17 protein-coding genes are annotated in these 16,992 nt (G+C 71.5%); 6 read left to right on the top strand and 11 right to left on the bottom strand.

The features are described 5' to 3' along the window. Positions 1 to 21: 21 nt before the first annotated feature. The 3 genes from prfA (at position 22) to GE300_RS09750 (ending at position 2,842) form a co-directional block, all read left to right on the top strand. The gene (gene prfA / locus GE300_RS09760) at positions 22 to 1,077 is read left to right on the top strand and encodes a peptide chain release factor 1 (protein ID WP_154446375.1); all 1,056 of its coding nucleotides are present in this window, start codon (positions 22 to 24) and stop codon (positions 1,075 to 1,077) included. Next, a complete protein-coding gene (gene prmC, locus GE300_RS09755; protein WP_325063184.1) occupies positions 1,074 to 1,916 on the top strand; it encodes a peptide chain release factor N(5)-glutamine methyltransferase in 843 nt (280 codons plus the stop codon). Before prfA ends, prmC begins: the two co-directional genes overlap by 4 nt. A gap of 191 nt (positions 1,917 to 2,107) precedes the next feature. Next, on the top strand, positions 2,108 to 2,842 hold the full coding sequence (locus GE300_RS09750) for a DUF4167 domain-containing protein (protein WP_154446374.1): 735 nt from the start codon (positions 2,108 to 2,110) through the stop codon (positions 2,840 to 2,842). 16 nt (positions 2,843 to 2,858) lie between these two features. On the opposite strand, the gene rsmA is transcribed toward GE300_RS09750, so the two are convergent. Genes rsmA through GE300_RS09720 form a run of 6 tightly spaced genes read right to left on the bottom strand, consistent with a single transcriptional unit; the run spans position 2,859 to position 10,283 of the window. Next, complete coding sequence (rsmA, locus tag GE300_RS09745; RefSeq protein ID WP_154446373.1) at positions 2,859 to 3,689, bottom strand: 16S rRNA (adenine(1518)-N(6)/adenine(1519)-N(6))-dimethyltransferase RsmA; 831 nt, start codon at positions 3,687 to 3,689, stop codon at positions 2,859 to 2,861. Continuing rightward, positions 3,686 to 4,675 (bottom strand): 4-hydroxythreonine-4-phosphate dehydrogenase PdxA, encoded by a 990-nt coding sequence (pdxA, locus tag GE300_RS09740; protein ID WP_154446372.1) that lies wholly within the window; start codon positions 4,673 to 4,675, stop codon positions 3,686 to 3,688. The genes rsmA and pdxA overlap by 4 nt, the downstream gene beginning before the upstream one ends. Next, positions 4,672 to 5,928, bottom strand: a complete 1,257-nt coding sequence (locus GE300_RS09735) for a peptidylprolyl isomerase (protein ID WP_154446371.1) — start codon at positions 5,926 to 5,928, stop codon at positions 4,672 to 4,674. The genes pdxA and GE300_RS09735 overlap by 4 nt, the downstream gene beginning before the upstream one ends. Before the next feature lie 5 nt (positions 5,929 to 5,933). Next, positions 5,934 to 8,048 carry an LPS-assembly protein LptD gene (locus GE300_RS09730; RefSeq protein ID WP_154446370.1) on the bottom strand — a complete coding sequence of 705 codons (2,115 nt, stop codon included), beginning with the start codon at positions 8,046 to 8,048 and terminating at the stop codon, positions 5,934 to 5,936. Position 8,049: 1 nt separating this feature from the next. Beyond that, positions 8,050 to 9,153, bottom strand: a complete 1,104-nt coding sequence (gene lptG / locus GE300_RS09725) for an LPS export ABC transporter permease LptG (RefSeq protein ID WP_154446369.1) — start codon at positions 9,151 to 9,153, stop codon at positions 8,050 to 8,052. 2 nt (positions 9,154 to 9,155) lie between these two features. Beyond that, entirely contained in the window at positions 9,156 to 10,283 is a 1,128-nt protein-coding gene (locus GE300_RS09720; protein ID WP_154446368.1) for an LptF/LptG family permease, read from the bottom strand. A 126-nt stretch (positions 10,284 to 10,409) separates the two neighbouring features. Between GE300_RS09720 and GE300_RS09715 the strand changes: the two genes are divergently transcribed. Both GE300_RS09715 and GE300_RS09710 read left to right on the top strand, forming a co-directional pair. Next, a complete protein-coding gene (locus tag GE300_RS09715; RefSeq protein WP_154446367.1) occupies positions 10,410 to 11,885 on the top strand; it encodes a leucyl aminopeptidase in 1,476 nt (491 codons plus the stop codon). 5 nt (positions 11,886 to 11,890) lie between these two features. Then, positions 11,891 to 12,355, top strand: a complete 465-nt coding sequence (locus GE300_RS09710; RefSeq protein WP_154446520.1) for a DNA polymerase III subunit chi — start codon at positions 11,891 to 11,893, stop codon at positions 12,353 to 12,355. On the opposite strand, the gene GE300_RS09705 is transcribed toward GE300_RS09710, so the two are convergent. The 4 genes from GE300_RS09705 to GE300_RS09690 form a co-directional block, all read right to left on the bottom strand. Beyond that, positions 12,342 to 12,929 (bottom strand): retropepsin-like aspartic protease family protein, encoded by a 588-nt coding sequence (locus GE300_RS09705; protein ID WP_154446366.1) that lies wholly within the window; start codon positions 12,927 to 12,929, stop codon positions 12,342 to 12,344. The genes GE300_RS09710 and GE300_RS09705 overlap by 14 nt on opposite strands. 88 nt (positions 12,930 to 13,017) lie before the next feature. Beyond that, a complete protein-coding gene (locus GE300_RS09700) occupies positions 13,018 to 13,605 on the bottom strand; it encodes a retropepsin-like aspartic protease family protein (protein WP_154446365.1) in 588 nt (195 codons plus the stop codon). Between the two features lie 9 nt (positions 13,606 to 13,614). Beyond that, positions 13,615 to 14,256 carry a MarC family protein gene (locus GE300_RS09695; protein WP_154446364.1) on the bottom strand — a complete coding sequence of 214 codons (642 nt, stop codon included), beginning with the start codon at positions 14,254 to 14,256 and terminating at the stop codon, positions 13,615 to 13,617. Next, the gene (locus tag GE300_RS09690; protein WP_154446363.1) at positions 14,253 to 16,109 is read right to left on the bottom strand and encodes an ABC-F family ATP-binding cassette domain-containing protein; all 1,857 of its coding nucleotides are present in this window, start codon (positions 16,107 to 16,109) and stop codon (positions 14,253 to 14,255) included. The genes GE300_RS09695 and GE300_RS09690 overlap by 4 nt, the downstream gene beginning before the upstream one ends. Before the next feature lie 129 nt (positions 16,110 to 16,238). Here GE300_RS09690 and ndk point away from each other — a divergent pair, with 129 nt between their 5' ends. Further along, complete coding sequence (gene ndk, locus GE300_RS09685) at positions 16,239 to 16,661, top strand: nucleoside-diphosphate kinase (RefSeq protein ID WP_154446362.1); 423 nt, start codon at positions 16,239 to 16,241, stop codon at positions 16,659 to 16,661. Here ndk and GE300_RS09680 read toward each other — a convergent pair. Further along, a complete protein-coding gene (locus GE300_RS09680) occupies positions 16,658 to 16,987 on the bottom strand; it encodes a TfoX/Sxy family DNA transformation protein (RefSeq protein WP_325063183.1) in 330 nt (109 codons plus the stop codon). The genes ndk and GE300_RS09680 overlap by 4 nt on opposite strands. Between the last annotated feature and the right edge of the window lie 5 nt (positions 16,988 to 16,992).

Here is a 16,992-nt window from a genome sequence, read left to right as displayed (position 1 = left end):
GGGCGGGGGCATCACCGACAGATGCTTCCAGTCGAGACCCTTGACCAGATCTCCCGGCGTTTCGCCTTTCTCGAGGCGCGGCTGAACGAAGGCCCGCCGGCCGAGGAGCTGACCGCGCTCAGCCGGGAATACGCCGAGCTGCGCCCGGTGGCCGAGACGGTGGCCGCCTACCGCGACAGGATGCGGCGCATCGCCGATGCCGAGGCGATGCTGGACGATCCGGACATGCGCGAGCTGGCCGAGGAGGAGCTGGACGCCCTGCGCGCCGATCTGCCGGAGCTGGAGCAGGCGGTGCGGCTGGCGCTGCTGCCGAAGGACGCCGCCGACGCGCGGCCCGCGATCCTCGAGATCCGCGCCGGCACCGGCGGCGACGAGGCCGCGCTGTTCGCCGCCGACCTGGCGCGGATGTACCAGCGCCTGGCCGAGGCCCGCGGCTGGCGCTTCGAGGTGCTGGAACAGTCGCAGACCGAGTTGGGCGGCTACAAGGAATTCGTCGCCAGCGTGAAGGGCGAGGGCGTGTTCGCACGGCTGAAGTTCGAAAGCGGCGTGCACCGGGTGCAGCGCGTGCCGCAGACCGAGAGCGGCGGCCGGATCCATACCTCGGCCGCGACCGTGGCGGTGCTGCCCGAGGCCGGCGAGGTCGACATCCAGATCCCGGCCGAGGACATCCGCATCGACACCATGCGCGCCAGCGGCGCCGGCGGCCAGCACGTCAACACCACCGACAGCGCGGTGCGGATCACCCACCTGCCCAGCGGCATCGTCGTCACCAGTTCCGAGAAGTCGCAGCACGCCAACCGCGCCCGCGCGATGGAGGTGCTGCGCGCGCGGCTGTTCGACCTGGAGCGCCAGCGCCAGGCCGACGCGCGCGCCGCGGCGCGCAAGGGCCAGGTCGGCTCGGGCGACCGGTCCGAGCGGATCCGCACCTACAACTTCCCGCAGGGGCGGCTGACCGACCACCGCATCAACCTGACGCTCTACAAGCTGGATCAGGTGATGCAGGGCGACCTGGACGAGGTGATCGACGCACTGATCGCGGCGGACCATGCCGAGCGCCTGGCCGAGCTGGAGCCGTGAGCGAGACCCTGGCCCAGGCGCTGGCGCGCGCCGCCGCGCGGCTGAACGCGGCGGGGGTGCGGGATGCCGCGCGCGATGCGCGCGCGCTGCTCGCCCATGCCGCCGGCCTGCCGCCCGACCGGGTGCTGCTGGAACGGGACGCCCCGCTCGGCGCGCAGGCGGCGGCTGTGCTGGAACGCGCCCTTGCCGACCGCGGGCGGTTCCGGCCGGTGGCGCAGATCATCGGCCGGCGCTGCTTCTGGGGCCGCGATTTCATCGTCACCGGAGACGTGCTGGACCCGCGCCCCGAGACCGAGACGATCGTCGATCTGGCGCTGCGCGGCCCGGCACCGGCGCGGATCCTCGATCTGGGCACCGGGACCGGCGTTCTGGCGCTGACCCTGCTGGCGGAATGCCCGCAGGCGCGGGCGGTGGCAGTCGATATCAGCCCGGCGGCGCTGGCGGTCGCGGCCCGCAACGCCGAGGCGCTTGACGTCGCGGACCGGGTGCGCTTCGTGCAGGGCGACTGGTGCGCGGGCATCGAAGGCCGGTTCGACCTGATCGTGTCCAATCCGCCATACATTCCGCAGCCGGAAGCGGAACGACTGGACCCCGACGTGCGTTTGTGGGAACCGGATGGGGCGCTTCTTGCCGGCCCCGACGGGCTGGACGCCTATCGGGCCATCGCGCAAGACCTTGCGGCACGGATGTCGCCCGGCGGGCGCGCACTGTTCGAGCATGGGCGGGATCAGGGCGCGGCAGTCGCCGCGATCATTGCGGCGGGGCATGAATTCGTGATCGCTCATCACGACGACATGAGCGGCAAACAGCGGGTGGTGGAGGTTCTATACCCCCGCTGACGCGCTATTCGGGCCGTCAGGGGTTGTGTTTTCGCCTCGGGACGGTATAGCTGGTGTATCTGCAGCGCTCAGCCGGCGTATTTGAGCACGCGGATCTACACACCGATATTCGGAGCAGGAGGCGTTCGGGCGCACGAGTGTGCGCCAGTGGATCGGACGCCAGGCATATCAGACAAGCGAAACGGACCTTGATGAGATCCTCCAACAAATCGCGATCGCGCAGTAAGAGCAGCAACCGCAGCCGCGGCGTCGGCAACGTCGTCAACCGCGTCTTCGACAGCGCCGGCCCCGAGGGCAAGGTGCGCGGCACGCCGCAGCAGATCATCGAAAAGTATCAGACGCTGGCGCGAGACGCACAGCTGTCGGGCGACCGCGTGGCCGCCGAGAACTTCCAGCAGCACTCCGAACACTACACCCGGATGCTGAACGATGCGCAGCGCGAGCAGGCCGAGCGCCAGGCCGCCGAGAACCGCAACCGCCCGCAGCAGCAGGGTCAGGCGGACGATCAGCAGCAGCCGCAGCAGCCGCAGCAGCCGCAGTCGCAGCAGCCGAGCGACGAGCAGGCGCCGCAGCAGACCGTGCACGACACCCCCGCCGAGCGTCCGGCGCCGCGCAACAAGCGCAACGGGGCGGCCCGCGGCAAGGACAGCAGCGCCACCGAGGTGCTGGGCGACGAGCCCGACTCGGGGCTGGTGGACACGCCGGAAAGCAGCAAGCAGTCGGCGGACAGCGGCAAGCCGGGCGACGCTGATGGCAACACCTCGGGCGGCAGTGCCGACGGCGGCGGCGACAACGGCGGCGGCGACAACGGTGGCGGGCGCCCGCGCAGCACCCGTGGCCGGCCGCGCAAGGCGGCGGCGAAGAAGGACGGATCGGGCGAGGCGGAACTGCCGCTGGACCAGTCGGCGGACACGCCGATCCAGTAACTTCGGGTGGCGCGCGTCACAGCGCGCGCGCAAGCCGGCAGAACGCTTCCAGGTCCAGGGTTTCGGCCCGCGCCGTCGGATCGATGCCGAGGCTTTCGAGCCGCGCGACGATGTCCGGCGCCAGCCCCTTGAGCGAGGCGCGCAGCATCTTGCGCCGCTGGCCGAACGCCGCGGCGACCACACGCTGCAGGCGGTCGGGATCCGCCGGGTGCCGCGGCGCGGGCAGCGCCTCGAGGTGTACCACGGACGAGGTGACCTTCGGCGGCGGGGTGAACGCCTGCGGCGGCAGATCGAACGCCAGCCGCGGCTCGGTGCGCCACTGCGCCAGCACCGCCAGACGGCCATAGGCCTTGCTGCCCGGCGCGGCGACGATCCGCTGCGCCACCTCGCGCTGGAACATCAGCGTCAGCGACGCCCAGTAGGGCGGCCAGCTGTCCGGCGTCAGCCAGCGCACCAGCAGTTCGGTGCCGACGTTGTAGGGCAGGTTGGCCACCACCCGCACCGGCCGGGTCAGCAGCGCCTCGGCGTCGATCCGCAGCGCATCGCCCTGCACGATCTCGAGCCGCCCGGGATAGGCCGCGGCGATCTGCTCCAGCGCCGGCAGGCAGCGCGGGTCGCGCTCGATCGCCACCACCCGGCGGGCGCCCTCCGACAGCAGCGCGCGGGTCAGCCCGCCCGGTCCGGGTCCGACCTCGAGCACGTCGCAGGCGCTCAGATCGCCGGCGCGCCGGGCGATCTTGCGCGTCAGGTTCAGATCCAGCAGGAAGTTCTGCCCCAGCGCCTTGCGCGCGCTCAGCCCGTGTTCGGCGATCACCTCGCGCAATGGCGGCAGCCCGTCGCCGGTCATGCCGCCGCCCGGTTCCGGCCGATCCGGTGCGCCAGGCGCAGCGCCTCGACCAGGCTGTCGGGATCCGCCCGGCCGGTGCCGGCGATGCCGAACGCGGTGCCGTGGTCCGGCGAGGTCCGCACGAACGGCAGCCCCAGCGTCACGTTCACCCCGACCGAGAACCCCAGCGTCTTTACCGGGATCAGCGCCTGGTCGTGGTACATGCATACCGCCGCGTCATAGCCGGCGCGGGCCGGCGGGTGGAACATGGTGTCGGCGGGCAGCGGTCCGGCCAGGTCCATGCCCTCGGCGCGCAGCGCCCCCAGCACCGGCCGGATCACCGTTTCGTCCTCGGTGCCCATCAGCCCGCCTTCTCCCGCGTGCGGGTTCAGACCGGCGACGGCGATGCGCGGCGCGGGCAGGGCGAAATCGCGGCGCAGCGCGGCATGGGTGACGCGGATCGTCTCGGCCAGCAGCTCGGGCGTCAGCAGCGCCGGCACCGCCGAGATCGGGACGTGGATGGTCACCGGCACCGCCCGCAGCTCCGGCGCGACCAGCATCATCACCGGGCGCGCGACCCCGCCAAGCGCCGCCAGGTATTCGGTATGGCCGGGATGCGCGAATCCGGCACCGTCGACCAGCACCTTTTTCGAGATCGGGTTCGTCACCACCGCCGCGGCGTCGCCGGCGCGCGCCAGCTTCACCGCCCGGTCGATCGCGGCGATCACCGCCGCCGCGTTGCCCAGATCCGGCGCGCCCGGCACCGGGGCCGAGGTAAACGGCTGGTGCAGCACCGGCAGCGCGCGCGGCATCACCTGCGCCGCCTCGGCGATGCCGGCGATACGCGCCACCGGCACGCCGGCGGGCGCGCCGAGGGCGGCCATGTGGTCGGCATCGCCGATCAGCGCGAACGGCAACTCGTGCCGCAGCCGGCGCCAGGCGGCGAGGGTGATCTCGGGGCCGATCCCGGCCGGGTCGCCGCAGGTCAGCGCCAGCGGCGGCGTCATTGCTCGACGATGACGGCGTCGCCCCGCAGTTCCTGCAGGAAGCCCTGCGCGAAGGTGTTCATGCGCTCGTTGAACAGCCGCAGGCGCAGCTGCTCGCGCTCCTCGGCCGACGCCTCGCCGCTGCGCGCGCACAGCATCACCAGCACCACGCCGCGCTGGTCGGTGACGATTCGGCTGTCGCCGGACTGCATCGCCGCCAGCTCTGCCGCCAGTCCCGCGGGCAGGGCGCCGATCGGCGTCGGCGCCGAGCGGCCGCTGCCCAGGTCGAACTCGGCGGCCTGCGCTTCCAGATCGGTGCAGGTGTCGGCCTCGTCGCGCAGCCGCAGCGCCCGGCTGCGCGCCGACAGCACGGCGTTGTCGGTGGCGTTGGCGGGCAGCGCCTGGACCAGCTCCAGGTAGGTCACCGTGTCCGCCGCGTCGCCGCCGGCGGTGCGCTGCTGCTGGCGGATGTCGCGCAGCTTGAAGATCGACAGCCCGCCGCGCACCGGCACCGGGGCCGAGACCTCGCCCGGCATCAGCGCCAGGATCTGCCCGGCCAGCTGCGGCGGCAGTTCCGAGGCCGGCATCCATTCCAGCAGGCCGCCGCTCTGCGCCGACGGCGAATCCGAGTACCGCGCCACCGCCGCACCGAAATCGCCGCCGCGGTTCAGTTCGCGCGACAGCCGGCGGGCCAGCTCGGCGGCCTCGGTCTCGCCGCGCTTCTCGACCGACAGCGACAGTTCCTGCAGCAGCACGCTTTCCTCGACGCCGCTGCTCGCGCCGCTGTCGGAATAGACCAGCGCGTTGTCCAGATCCTGCTCGCTGGGCCGGGCGCGGTTGCGGAACAGCGCCTGCACCGCGTCGCGCCAGCGGATCTGCATCTCGAGAAAGCTGCGCAGCGTCGCCTCGTCGACGCCGCGCTGCGCCAGTGCGCCGATCAGCGCGTCGACCGGGATCTCGCGGCGGTCGGCGAAGTCCTGCACGGCGCTGTCGACCGCGCCGTCCTCCAGGGTCATCTCCAGCCGCTCGACCACGTCCATCTTCAGGCGGTCGTCGATCAGCTGGCTGCGCGCAAGCTCGCGCGTGTCGCCGCCGGCGCCGAAGGCTTCCAGCAGCCGCGCGCGCTGGTCCAGCTCCCAGCCGGTGATGGCGCGTTCGTTCACCAGGATCACCGGCTCGGCGGCGCGCTGCGCGACGGCGGGCGCGCCAGCCAGGACGGCCAGGGCGGCGAAGAGGCAGAGCGCCAGGCGGCGCGAATGGCTAATGAGTCTCATGGCCTTCAGATACCCCGGCAGCGCTGCGCCGGCCAGTCCTCAGTTCCGCGATCGCCGCTCAGACCGACAAGATTCACCTGCAGCGACACCCGCGTGTCCTCGGGCACGTCGTTGACGCTGGTGAAGCGGCGCGAGACGGTCAGTTCGGCCTCGACGCATTCGTTGCCGAAGGCAAGCCCGCCGCCGGCGAAGATCGACCGGCTGTCGGCTAGGTCATAGCGCCATTCGCCGCGCACATCCCAGTTCGGCCGCACCCGGTAGCGGCTGCCGATGGCGATTTCCTGCCGCTCGGTTACGCTGCCCAGCACCGGGTCGGCCGAATCGCCCGCCAGGAACGTGTAGCTGGCGTTGACGTCGAACCGGCGCGAGGCGTAGTCCAGCTCCATCTCGGCGCGCTTGAACTCCAGCGCCGAGTCGAACAGCGACCGGCCGGTCACCGAGAACCCGCTGGGAAGCGCGAGCGAAGCCGCCGCGACGAAGTCCGAACTGTAGCCGCGCAGCCCCGAGCCCTCGGGGAACTCGTCGTTGGATTCGGTGCGCAGCACCCGGCCCAGGGTCGCGCCCACGGTCCAGCCCGACGGATCGATCCGGGTGTAGTTCACGCCCAGGTTCAGCCGCAGCCCGCTCTCGCGCCGGTCGATGCCCGGAAAGCGGTTCAGCGCGAACAGGTTGGTCTCGTCCAGCTCGGGCGAGACGCTGTCCTCGTTCGGCACGTCGCTTTCGCCAAGGGCGCGGGAATAGACCGCCTGCACCACCGGCTCGATCACGTGCGTCGCGCCCGCGGTGGTGCGCGCGAGGGGCCAGCGCAGCTCGGCTCCGACCAGCGGCGTCAGCCGGCTGCGGGTGCCCGGAAAGTCGGCATCGTCGCCGACCTGGTAGACCACGCCCTCGACATCGGCGAAGCCGGCCACCAGCACGCCGTTGTCCAGCGTCAGATCGCCGTTCCAGTCCGCGCCCAGATCCAGCCGGGCGACGTCGCGCCCGGCCTCGCGGACCACGCCCAGCACCCCGGCGTCGGCGCCGAACACGCTGCTGCCGACGGTCCAGATCCGCCGGTAGTCCAGCTTCGGCAGCATGATCGGGATCTCGGACTGCGGCTCGCCCTCGCGCAGCGTCTGGTAACCTTCGATCCGCAGGTCGAACAGGTCGCGCCGGCGAACGCGGTTGATCGAGCCGTAGCTGAGCAGGCGGTCGCGGTCGGAATAGCCGAACTGCCCGAGAAAGCTGCGGTCGGTGGCGCGGTGCAGCCGCAGGTCGGCGCGAAACCCGCGGGGCAGGGCAAAGGCGCCCTCGGCCAGAACGAAGGCGCGGTTGGAGACACCGTTGCCGTCGTACAGCGCGTAGGCGCCCGCCAGCCGCAGCGCACCGCTTTCGAAGCGGCGGCGGTATTCGGCCTCGAGGATGGTGGCGCCGGTGGTGGTGGCAAACGGCGTCAGCGTCAGGTCCGAATGCCGGCCCAGCGGAAAATAGTACGGCAGCTTCAGCCCGAAGCCGCTGAAGTCCGAGGTCGTCGCCACCGGCGGCAGGACGCCGGCGGCGCGGTCGACGCCGGGCGCCGGGATCCGCAGGCGGGGGGCGTAGAACACCGGCAGGCCGAACACGTCGAACCAGGCGTTCTCGAAATAGATCCGCTGCGCCTGCTCGTCGTGTACCACGCGGCGGGCGCGGATCCGCCAGATCGGCACCGGCGCGCCGGCGCAGACCGAACAGCTGCTGGCGACGGTCTTGTAGAGCGTGTTGTAGCGCCCCCCGGTGCGCGCGCCCTCGACCGAGGCGATCTGGAACTGCTGCTGGAAGATCAGCCGCGCGCCCTGCACCAGCCCGGTCCGGAAATCGGTCGACAGCTCCACCAGGTCGGCCAGGATCACCACGCCGTCGGGGCCCTCCAGCCGGATCGTGCCCTCGGCGCGCACCGTCTCGGCGGCGGCGTCGTAGAAGATGCGCTCGGCGCTCAGCCGGTTGCCCTGGTAATAGACCTCGACGTTGCCCTCGGCGACCAGTTGCCCGGTCGCGGTGCGGTAGGTGATGTCGTCGGCGAACAGCGCCACCGTCTCCTGCGCGAGGAGCGGGCGGGTCGTAAGCAGCGCCAGCAGCAGCACGGTCAGCCAGAGTCTCAGCATGTCAGCCGTCTTCCAGATGCAGCAACAGGCCCAGCGCCAGCAGGATCGCCGCGGCGGGCGGGCTCCATGCCGCCAGCACGACGGGGATCTCGCCGTTCGATCCCAGCGTCCTGGCGATGTCGATGAAGAAGTACAGGCTGAAGCCCGCGAACACCGCGAACAGGATCATCACCCCGACCTGGCCGAAACGCACGTGCCGCAGCGAGAACCCGGCGCCGATCAGCACCATGGCGATGAACAGCGCCGGGCGGGCCAGTTCGGTGTGCAGGAACACCCGGTGCCGCGTGGCCGAGAAGCCCGCCTGTTCCAGCCGCTCGATGAAGGCCGGCAGCTTCCAGAACGGGATCGTCTCGGGCGCGGCGAAGCTGTCGAGGATCTGCTCGCGGGTCAGGTTGGTCGGCAGCCGCAGCTGCGACAGCTCCTCGGGGGCGCCGATCGGCGCGCCCTCCGCGCCGCCGCCCACGGTCCACCGGCGCACGCCCAGCAGGATCCAGGCGTCCTTGGACAGCGTGGCGCTGTCGGCCTCGATGCGGGCGACCAGCCGGTCGTCCGGGTCGAACTGGTGCAGCCGCGCGCCGTACAGCACCGAGCCTTCCTCGCTGGCGCGGCGGGCCTGGATCACGGTCTGCCCCGAGGGCAGGCCCTGACGCAGCCACAGCCCGCCCTCGTTCACCGACATGGCGCTGACCTGGGTGCCGGACATCGCCGCACGCAGCGCCGATTCCCGCTCCATCGAGGCGGCCATGATCGGGTTGTAGATCGTGGTGGCGACGCCGCCCAGCAGCGCCGCGACCGCCACCGGCAGCACCAGGATGCGCAGCGCCGACACCCCCGAGGCGCGCACGATCACCATCTCGGAGGTGCGCGACAGGTTCAGGAAGGTGATCAGCGAGGCCAGCATCAGGATCAGCGGAAACGTCTGGCCCATCACCTCGGGCATCTGGAACAGCGTCAGCGCCCCGGCCAGCGCCACCGACGCGTCCTTGGACGCGGCGTAGCGCAGGTTCTCGACGCCCGAGATCAGCGCGGCGATGCCGCCGATGACCAGCGTCACCATCACCATGCTGCGCAGGAAGCGGCGGGTTATGTACAGGCTCAGCGTCATCGTCACGCCGTCGTCGCCGCCGCAGCCGTCGCGAGCCGCCGCGGCCGCGAGGCGGAGCGGAACAGCACAAGCGACAGCAGCGTCGCCGCCGCCGCCGGCGCATAGCTGACCGGCCAGGCCGCCGGGGCGCCGATCACCATCGACTTGGCGCCCATGCCGGCGACGATCAGCGCCACCCCGGCCGCCACCGCGGCCAGGATGCGCTTGCCGAAGCCGCGGCGCCGGTAGCCGCCGGTCAGCATCACCGCCAGGCCCAGGATCGGCAGCAGGAAGGCATGCACGCCGAACACGATCCGCTCGTGCCCGGCAGCCAGGAAATAGCCCCGGTTGAACCGCCTGAGCGCGCGCACCTCGGCGTCGGGGGCGATCAGCTGCCAGGTCCACAGCGCGCCGGCCCGCTGCGGCGTCTCGGGCACATCGGCGATCAGGTCGGACAGATCGTAGGTGAAATCGTCGAACTGCACCCGGCCCAGCAGCCGGTTCTCCGGCGAATAGCTCAGTGCCGCGCCGCGCGACATGATCAGCCGCGCAACATCGCCGTCGCGCAGCAGCAGCGCCTGTTCGGCGGTGTAGGTGACCGGGCGTTCCGGGTCGCGTTCGTCGTGCAGGAACACGCCCTCCATCCGGCCGTTGTCGCCGGCGCGGCGGATGAAGATCGTCAGCCCGTCGACCGGGTGCAGGAAGCGCCCCTCGCGGATCAGCGCGTTCGCCAGCTCGGTGGTCAGCGCCTGGCGGTCCCGGTCCAGCTTCAGCTCGCCCCAGGGCGCGAGGATGTTGGTCATCAGCAGCGTGGTCAGCCCGACCAGCGCGGCGAATGCCGCGACCGGCCGCGCCAGCGCGTAGGGCCCCTGGCCCGACATCATCATCACCACCAGCTCGGCCTCGGAGTACAGCTTGTTGACCACGTACAGCACGGCGGCGAAGCCGGCCAGCGGCACGACCATGCTCAGCACCCGCGGCAGCACCAGCAGCGAGAACTCGAACAGCCGGATCAGCGACTGCCCCGAGGACAGCACCAGATCGATCAGCCGCACCGCCTGCGACAGCCAGATCACGCCGGCCAGGATGAACGTGAAGAACACGAACGCCATGGCGATCTGGCGCAGGATGTAGCGGTCGAGCTGCAGCATCGGATTCCTTCCAGGCACCGCGGCGCGGGACGCCGCAGCCGCCCCATGTGACAGGGCCGGGCGGTGCTGGTCAACCGCCCGGGCATTGCCTAAAGAGGATGGGACAACAATCCGGAGCAGTTTCGAATGAGCAATCCGCCGACCTTCGATTTCGCGGAGCCCGCGCTGGACGCGATGGCGCAGGCCGAGGGCACCGTGGCCGTGCTGGTCGCCCCCGACGGCAAGCTCGACCGGGCGGCGCGGCGCGCCGACAAGCTGACCCGCGGCGCGGTCTCGCGGATGCTCGCCGACACGTCCTGGGCCAGGCTCGACGCCGGGCGGGCGCAGACCCTGGCCTGGCCGGCGGGCCTGGCCGCCAGCCGGCTGGTGGTGGTGAAGCTGTCGCACACCGATGCCGAGGCGACCGGCCAGCTGGCCGGGGCGGCGATCGCGAAGGCGGCGGCCGCCGGCGCGCCGGTGCAGATCCACGCGGCCCGGCCGCGCACCGCCGTGCGCATCGCCCTGGGCTTCGCGCTGCGCGCCTACGGTTTCGAGCGGCACCGCACGTCCGAGACCGACGGGCTGCCCGGCCCGGTCACGCTGCTCACCACCCAGCCCGACCAGGCCGGCGCCGAGGCCGAGGCGCAGCTGGCGGTGGCGCGCGGCGTCCACTTCGCGCGCGACCTGGTCAACGAGCCGGCCAACGTGCTGACCACCACCGAGTTCGCCACCCGCCTCGAGGGGCTGCGCGATCTCGGCGTCGAGGTCGAGGTGCTCGACGAGCCGCGCCTCGAGGAGCTGGGCATGCGCACCCTGCTGGCCGTCGGTCAGGGCTCGCGCAGCCCGTCCAGGGTCGTGGTGATGGAGTGGCGCGGCGGCGGCGACGCGCCGCCGTTCGCGCTGGTCGGCAAGGGCGTCGTGTTCGACACCGGCGGCATCAGCCTCAAGCCCGGACCGGGGATGGAGGAGATGACCATGGACATGGGCGGCGCCGGCGTCGTCGCCGGCGCGATGGCGGCGCTGGCGGGCCGCAAGGCGAAGGCGAATGTCGTCGGTCTCGTCGGGCTGGTCGAGAACATGCCCGACGGCAACGCGCAGCGCCCCGGCGACGTGGTGCGCTCGATGAAGGGCGACACCATCGAGGTGCTGAACACCGACGCCGAGGGCCGGCTGGTGCTGGCCGACGTGCTCTGGTACGCGCAGGAACGCTTCCGGCCCAGCGGCATCGTCGATCTCGCGACGCTGACCGGGGCGATCATCATCGGCCTCGGCCATCACCGCGCCGGGGTGTTCTCGAACGACGACGCGCTGGCGAGCGATCTGCTGAAGGCCGCCGCCGCCGAGGGCGAGGGCGCGTGGCGGATGCCGCTGGGGCCGGAGTACGACAAGCAGCTGAAAAGCCGGATCGCGGACATCGCCAACATCGGCGGGCGGCCCGCCGGGGCGGTCACCGCGGCGCAGTTCCTGCAGCGGTTCGTCAAGGACGGGCAGCCCTGGGTGCATCTGGACATCGCCGGCGTCGCCGCGCTGAAGGAAGAGACCGACTTCGCGCCGAAGGGCGCGACCGGCTGGGGCGTGCGCACGCTGAACCGGCTGATCGCCGACGGCTACGAGACCGGGTGAGCGGCATGGCCGAGGTGCTGTTCTACCACCTCACCGCCTGGCCGCTGGACCGCAGCCTGCCCGAGCTGCTGACCCGCTCGCTGGACCGCGGCTGGCGCGTGGTCGTGCGCGCCGGCTCGGAGCCGCCGCTGGAGCGGATCGACGAGATGCTCTGGAGCCATGACGCGCAAAGCTTCCTGCCGCACGGCACCGCCGCCATGGGGCACGCCGGGCAGCAGCCGATCTATCTGACCGCCGGCCCCGAGAACCCGGCCGGGGCCAATGTGCTGATGCTGGTCGCGGGGGCGCGCGTCGATCCGGCCGAGGCCAGCCGCTGGGACCGGGTCTGCCTGCTGTTCGACGGCAACGACGCGGCCGAACTGGAGGCGGCGCGCGCCGACTGGATCGCGGTGCGCGATGCCGGGCTGACCGGAAAGTACTGGGCGCAGGACGGCGGGCGCTGGACCCAGAAGGCGGCTACCGGGCCCTGAAGACCATCCGGTTGTCGCGCATCTCGACGCCCTCGAACAGCCGCAGGAAGCTCATCCCCAGCAGCGAGGTATCGAGCGCTCCGCCGTTCACCGCGGCGCGCACGTTGCGCATCGTGACCCCGGCCAGCGTCATCTCGTCCAGGGTGACCGGGGCCATCCGGACCTCGCCGTTGGCGGTGCGGGCGCGGCCGGTGTAATCCAGCGCGTCCGGGTCCAGGCCGATCCGCCGCGCGTCCTCGCGGCTCAGGATCACCACCGTCGCGCCGGTGTCGACGACGAACCGCACCGGCGCGCCGTTCACCTCGACCTCGCTGTAGAAGTGCCCGTCGAACGCGCGCCGCAGCGTCACGTCGGTCGCCACCAGCGAGCGAACCCGCGGCAGGCTGCTGCGCGCATCGGTGACGTCCCTGCCGGCCAGGTTGTCGACCGCCAGCAGCGCGCCGAGATAGAGCCCGAGCATCACGATCAGCCCCGAGACCGTCGCGGCAAAGCGCCGGCCCGCGTCGTAGAACAGCAACGCCGCGGCCAGCAACGCGGTGAAGGGGATCAGATAGGTTGCGCCAGCGTCACCCATGCCCGTCACCCATGCCCGTCACTCATGTCAGTCATCTCCGGCTGCCTCTCGAACGGAATATCACAGCCCGCGCGCGCTGTCGCGGGGCTTAGCCCTCGACCAGCAGCATCTGGTCGCCGCGGATCTCGATCCGCTCGAACCGGTTCAGATAGGACATCCCCAGCAGCGAGACGCCCAGTTCGCCCTCGTTCACCGAGGCCGGCACGTCGCGATCGGTCCGCCCGGCGAATGCCAGCGTGTCCAGCCGCACGTTCGCGGTGCGCACGGTGCCGTTGGCGGTCGCCGCGCGGCCGATGAACCGCAGCGCGTCCTGGTCGAACCCGGCGCGGGCCGCGTCCTGCATCGTCAGCACGATGTCGGTGGCGCCGGTGTCGATCAGGAACCGGACCCGGACGCCGTTGACCTCGGCGGTGGTCAGGAAACTGCCCGACGGGGTGCGGTTCAGCGCGATCGTGCGCTCGTCGAGCTGCCGCGCCTCGCGCGGGAACAGCTCGCGGTTCAGCACGTCGCGCTGGCCGTAGAGCACCACGAACGCGGCGAAGATGCCGATCCAGATCAGCGCCTGCTGCAGGCCGCGGGCGGCGCGGCCCCGGCGCCGCCGCGACAGCGCGAAGCCGCCGATGAACGCCAGCAGCAGCGCCAGGTACACGAGGCGGGCGTAGTCGTCTCCGGTCATCGCGGGTCCTCAGCCGGGCAGGGGCGTCAGCGCCCCCACGTCGCGCAGGCCGTCGATCACGAACTGCACCGACAGCGCCGCCAGCAGCATGCCCAGCAGCCGGGTGATCACGTTGATGCCGACCTGTCCCAGAAGGTGCTCCAGCAGCGAACTTGCCCGCATTCCCACATAGGTCAGCAGCACCACAAGTCCCGTGGTGCCCAGGATCGCCGCCTGGGTGGCGTAGTCGCCGCGGTTCTGGCCCATCAGCAGGATGATCGTGGCCAGCGCACCGGGGCCGGCCAGCAGCGGCACCGCCATCGGGAACACCGACGGATCGGGCCCGTCGTGCTCGGCCTCGGCGGTGTCGACCGCCTTGCTGCGCCGTTCGGTGCGGCGGTCGAACAGCATCTCGACCGAGATCAGGAACAGCAGGATCCCGCCCGAGATGCGGAACGCGGGAAAGCCGATGCCGATCACGTCCAGCAACCGCTCGCCGGCGACGCCGAACACCGCCAGCACGCCGAAGCCGATCAGCGCCGCGCGCCCGGCGGCGCGGCGCCGGGCTGCCCGGTCCATGCCCTGCGACAGCGCCGCGAACAGCGGCGACAGGCCGATCGGATCGATGATCACGAACATGGTCACGAAGGCGGTCAGCGCGACGTCGATCATGCGCGCTCGCCCGCCGCTTCCAGCCGCTCCATCGCCTGCATCCACAGCGCCTCGGCCCGCTCCAGCCCGTCGAGGATCTCGGCGCGCTTCTTCTGCCATTTCCTGAGCTCCGCCGGCTCGGCGGATTCGTAGAACCGGGGGTTGCCCAGCCGCGCATCGACGGTCTCGCGCAGCTCCTCCAGCTTCTGCACGCGGGCCTCGCACCTGCGCGCCTCGGCGCGCAGATCGGCCAGCGCCGTCGCCGGGCGGGGCCGGGACTTCGGCGCCGGTCTTTCCCGCTCGGGTTTCTTCGCGGGCTGGCCCAGCAGCATCCGCCGGTAGGCGTCGAGGTCCTCTTCCCACGGCGTCACCCGGCCGTCGCGCACCAGCCACAGACGGTCGGCGACCAGCCCGACCAGGTGCGGATCGTGGCTGACCAGGATCACCGCGCCGGAATAATCGGTCAGCGCCTCGACCAGCGCCTCGCGGCTTTCGATGTCCAGGTGGTTGGTCGGCTCGTCCAGGATCACCAGGTGCGGCGCGTCCAGCGTCGCCAGGATCAGGCTCAGCCGCGACTTCTGCCCGCCCGACAGCTTCGCCACCGGGGTTTCGACGATATCCGCGCCGATGCCGCCCCGCGCCAGCCGGGAGCGCAGCCTGGCCGGCGCCTCGTCGGGGCGCTCGCGGCGGATGTGCTGCAAGGGCGTCTCGTCCAGGTGCAGCTCGTCGACCTGGTGCTGCGCGAAATAGCCGATCCGCAGCTTGGTTGAGCTGGTGACGGTGCCGGCGCACGCCTGCAGCCGCCCGGCGATCAGCTTCGACAGCGTCGACTTGCCCTGGCCGTTGTTGCCCAGCAGCGCGATCCGGTCGTCCTGGTCGATGCGCAGGTTCAGCCCGCGCAGCACCGGCGGCCCGCCGTAGCCGACCGAGACGTCCTCCAGCCGCACGATCGGCGGCGACAGCTCCTCGGGCTGCGGAAAGTCGAAGCGCGCGACGGCCTGGTCGTGGATCAGGGTGACGCTTTCCATCTTCTCCAGCATCTTCAGCCGCGACTGCGCCTGCCGGGCCTTCGACGCCTTGTAGCGGAACCGGTCGACGAACGCCTGCATGTGCGCGCGCTGCGCCTCCTGCTTCTTGGCGAAGGCGGCGGCCTGCTCGGCCTTGGCGCGGCGCTGCCGGGCAAAGCTGTCGTAGTTGCCCTGGTACAGCGTCAGCTTGCGCTGGTCGAGGTGCAGGATCGCCCCCACCGCCCGGTTCAGCAGCTGCCGGTCGTGACTGATCACCAGCACGGTGTGCGGATAGCGCGCAAGGTAGCCTTCCAGCCACAGCGTGCCCTCGAGGTCCAGGTAGTTGGTCGGCTCGTCCAGCAGCAGCACGTCGGGGGCCGAGAACAGCACCGCCGCCAGCGCCACGCGCATCCGCCAGCCGCCCGAGAAATCGCTGCACGGGCGCTGCTGCGCGGCGGCGTCGAAGCCCAGCCCGTTCAGGATCGCGCCAGCCCGCGCCTCGGCGGAATGGGCGTCGATGTCGACCAGCCGGGTCTGGATCTCGGCGATGCGGTGCGGGTCGGTCGCGATCTCGGCCTCGGCGGTCAGCGCGGCGCGTTCGGTGTCGGCGGCCAGAACCGTGTCGATCAGGCTGGTGGCGCTCGACGGCACCTCCTGCGCGACGCCGCCGATGCGGGTCAGGCGCGGCAGCCCGATGCTGCCGCCGTCAAGTGCCAGCTCGCCCCGGATCAGCCGGAACAGCGTGGTCTTGCCGGTGCCGTTGCGCCCCACTAGGCCGACCTTGTGGCCGGCCGGAATCGTCGCGCTCGCCTCCTGGAACAGGGGCTTTCCGGCGATTGCATAGCTGATGTCGTCTATCCTGAGCATGACGAGCGGTTTGGAGCCTTCGCGGGCGGGTGTCAACGGCACGGCGGATTGGGCCTTTATCGCCTGCGCGGGGCGTGCTAGCTCCCCCGCGACGAGTTCAGACGAACTTTCCACAGAGGACTTCCCGACATGGCGACCCAACGCACCTTCTCGATGATCAAGCCTGACGCCACCAAGCGGAACCTGACCGGCAAGATCAACGCCAAGCTGGAAGAGGCGGGCCTGCGCATCATCGCGCAGAAGCGCGTCCACCTGACCCCGGCCCAGGCCGGCCAGTTCTACGCCGTCCACAAGGACCGCCCGTTCTACGGCGAGTTGGTCGAGTTCATGAGCTCCGGCCCGATCGTGGCCCAGGTCCTCGAGGGCGAGGACGCGGTGGCGAAGAACCGCGAAGTGATGGGCGCGACCAACCCGGCCGAGGCCGCCGACGGCACCATCCGCAAGGATTTCGCGCTGTCGATCGGCGAGAATTCCGTGCATGGCTCGGACGGTCCGGACACCGCCGCGGAAGAGATCTCGTTCTTCTTCTCGGGCCTCGAACTGGTCGGCTAACGCCGCGGCTCGATCACGCCCAGCGCATTCAGGGCCGCTTCGATCTCGGAGCGGCCCTTTTCCATGCCGCCGACCAGCGCGTCGAAGCGCTTGCGCAGATCGGCCTTCTCCTCCGGGCCCGGGTCGTTCCACGGCCGGCCCTGCAGCCCCATGACCAGCGCGTAATAGCCGATGAAGTGCGGCCGGCTGCCCGCGGCCAGCAGGCGGCGGTAGGCCTCGTCCGCGCCCAGCGCGATCACCTGCTCGGCCGAGGTCAGCCCGGCGCGCGCGAAGCTTTCCACCGACTTCGGCCCGAGGTTGCGGATCGTGTCGACAGGCCGGGCCACCGCGC

The sequence above is a fragment of the Halovulum marinum genome, from assembly GCF_009697225.1.
GTDB lineage: Bacteria > Pseudomonadota > Alphaproteobacteria > Rhodobacterales > Rhodobacteraceae > Halovulum > Halovulum marinum.
Note: the sequence above shows the minus strand (reverse complement) of the source record. Positions and strands in the feature narration are given on the sequence as shown.

What these genes read in the sequence shown, in the direction of transcription:
- prfA (WP_154446375.1), top strand. Translation starts at nt 22, where the DNA reads ATGCTTCCAGTCGAGACCCTTGACCAGATCTCCCGGCGTTTCGCCTTT.
- GE300_RS09750 (WP_154446374.1), top strand. Translation starts at nt 2,108, where the DNA reads ATGAGATCCTCCAACAAATCGCGATCGCGCAGTAAGAGCAGCAACCGC.
- rsmA (WP_154446373.1), bottom strand. Translation starts at nt 3,689, where the DNA reads ATGACCGGCGACGGGCTGCCGCCATTGCGCGAGGTGATCGCCGAACAC.
- pdxA (WP_154446372.1), bottom strand. Translation starts at nt 4,675, where the DNA reads ATGACGCCGCCGCTGGCGCTGACCTGCGGCGACCCGGCCGGGATCGGC.
- GE300_RS09735 (WP_154446371.1), bottom strand. Translation starts at nt 5,928, where the DNA reads ATGAGACTCATTAGCCATTCGCGCCGCCTGGCGCTCTGCCTCTTCGCC.
- GE300_RS09730 (WP_154446370.1), bottom strand. Translation starts at nt 8,048, where the DNA reads ATGCTGAGACTCTGGCTGACCGTGCTGCTGCTGGCGCTGCTTACGACC.
- lptG (WP_154446369.1), bottom strand. Translation starts at nt 9,153, where the DNA reads ATGACGCTGAGCCTGTACATAACCCGCCGCTTCCTGCGCAGCATGGTG.
- GE300_RS09720 (WP_154446368.1), bottom strand. Translation starts at nt 10,283, where the DNA reads ATGCTGCAGCTCGACCGCTACATCCTGCGCCAGATCGCCATGGCGTTC.
- GE300_RS09715 (WP_154446367.1), top strand. Translation starts at nt 10,410, where the DNA reads ATGAGCAATCCGCCGACCTTCGATTTCGCGGAGCCCGCGCTGGACGCG.
- GE300_RS09710 (WP_154446520.1), top strand. Translation starts at nt 11,891, where the DNA reads ATGGCCGAGGTGCTGTTCTACCACCTCACCGCCTGGCCGCTGGACCGC.
- GE300_RS09705 (WP_154446366.1), bottom strand. Translation starts at nt 12,929, where the DNA reads ATGGGTGACGCTGGCGCAACCTATCTGATCCCCTTCACCGCGTTGCTG.
- GE300_RS09700 (WP_154446365.1), bottom strand. Translation starts at nt 13,605, where the DNA reads ATGACCGGAGACGACTACGCCCGCCTCGTGTACCTGGCGCTGCTGCTG.
- GE300_RS09695 (WP_154446364.1), bottom strand. Translation starts at nt 14,256, where the DNA reads ATGATCGACGTCGCGCTGACCGCCTTCGTGACCATGTTCGTGATCATC.
- GE300_RS09690 (WP_154446363.1), bottom strand. Translation starts at nt 16,109, where the DNA reads ATGCTCAGGATAGACGACATCAGCTATGCAATCGCCGGAAAGCCCCTG.
- ndk (WP_154446362.1), top strand. Translation starts at nt 16,239, where the DNA reads ATGGCGACCCAACGCACCTTCTCGATGATCAAGCCTGACGCCACCAAG.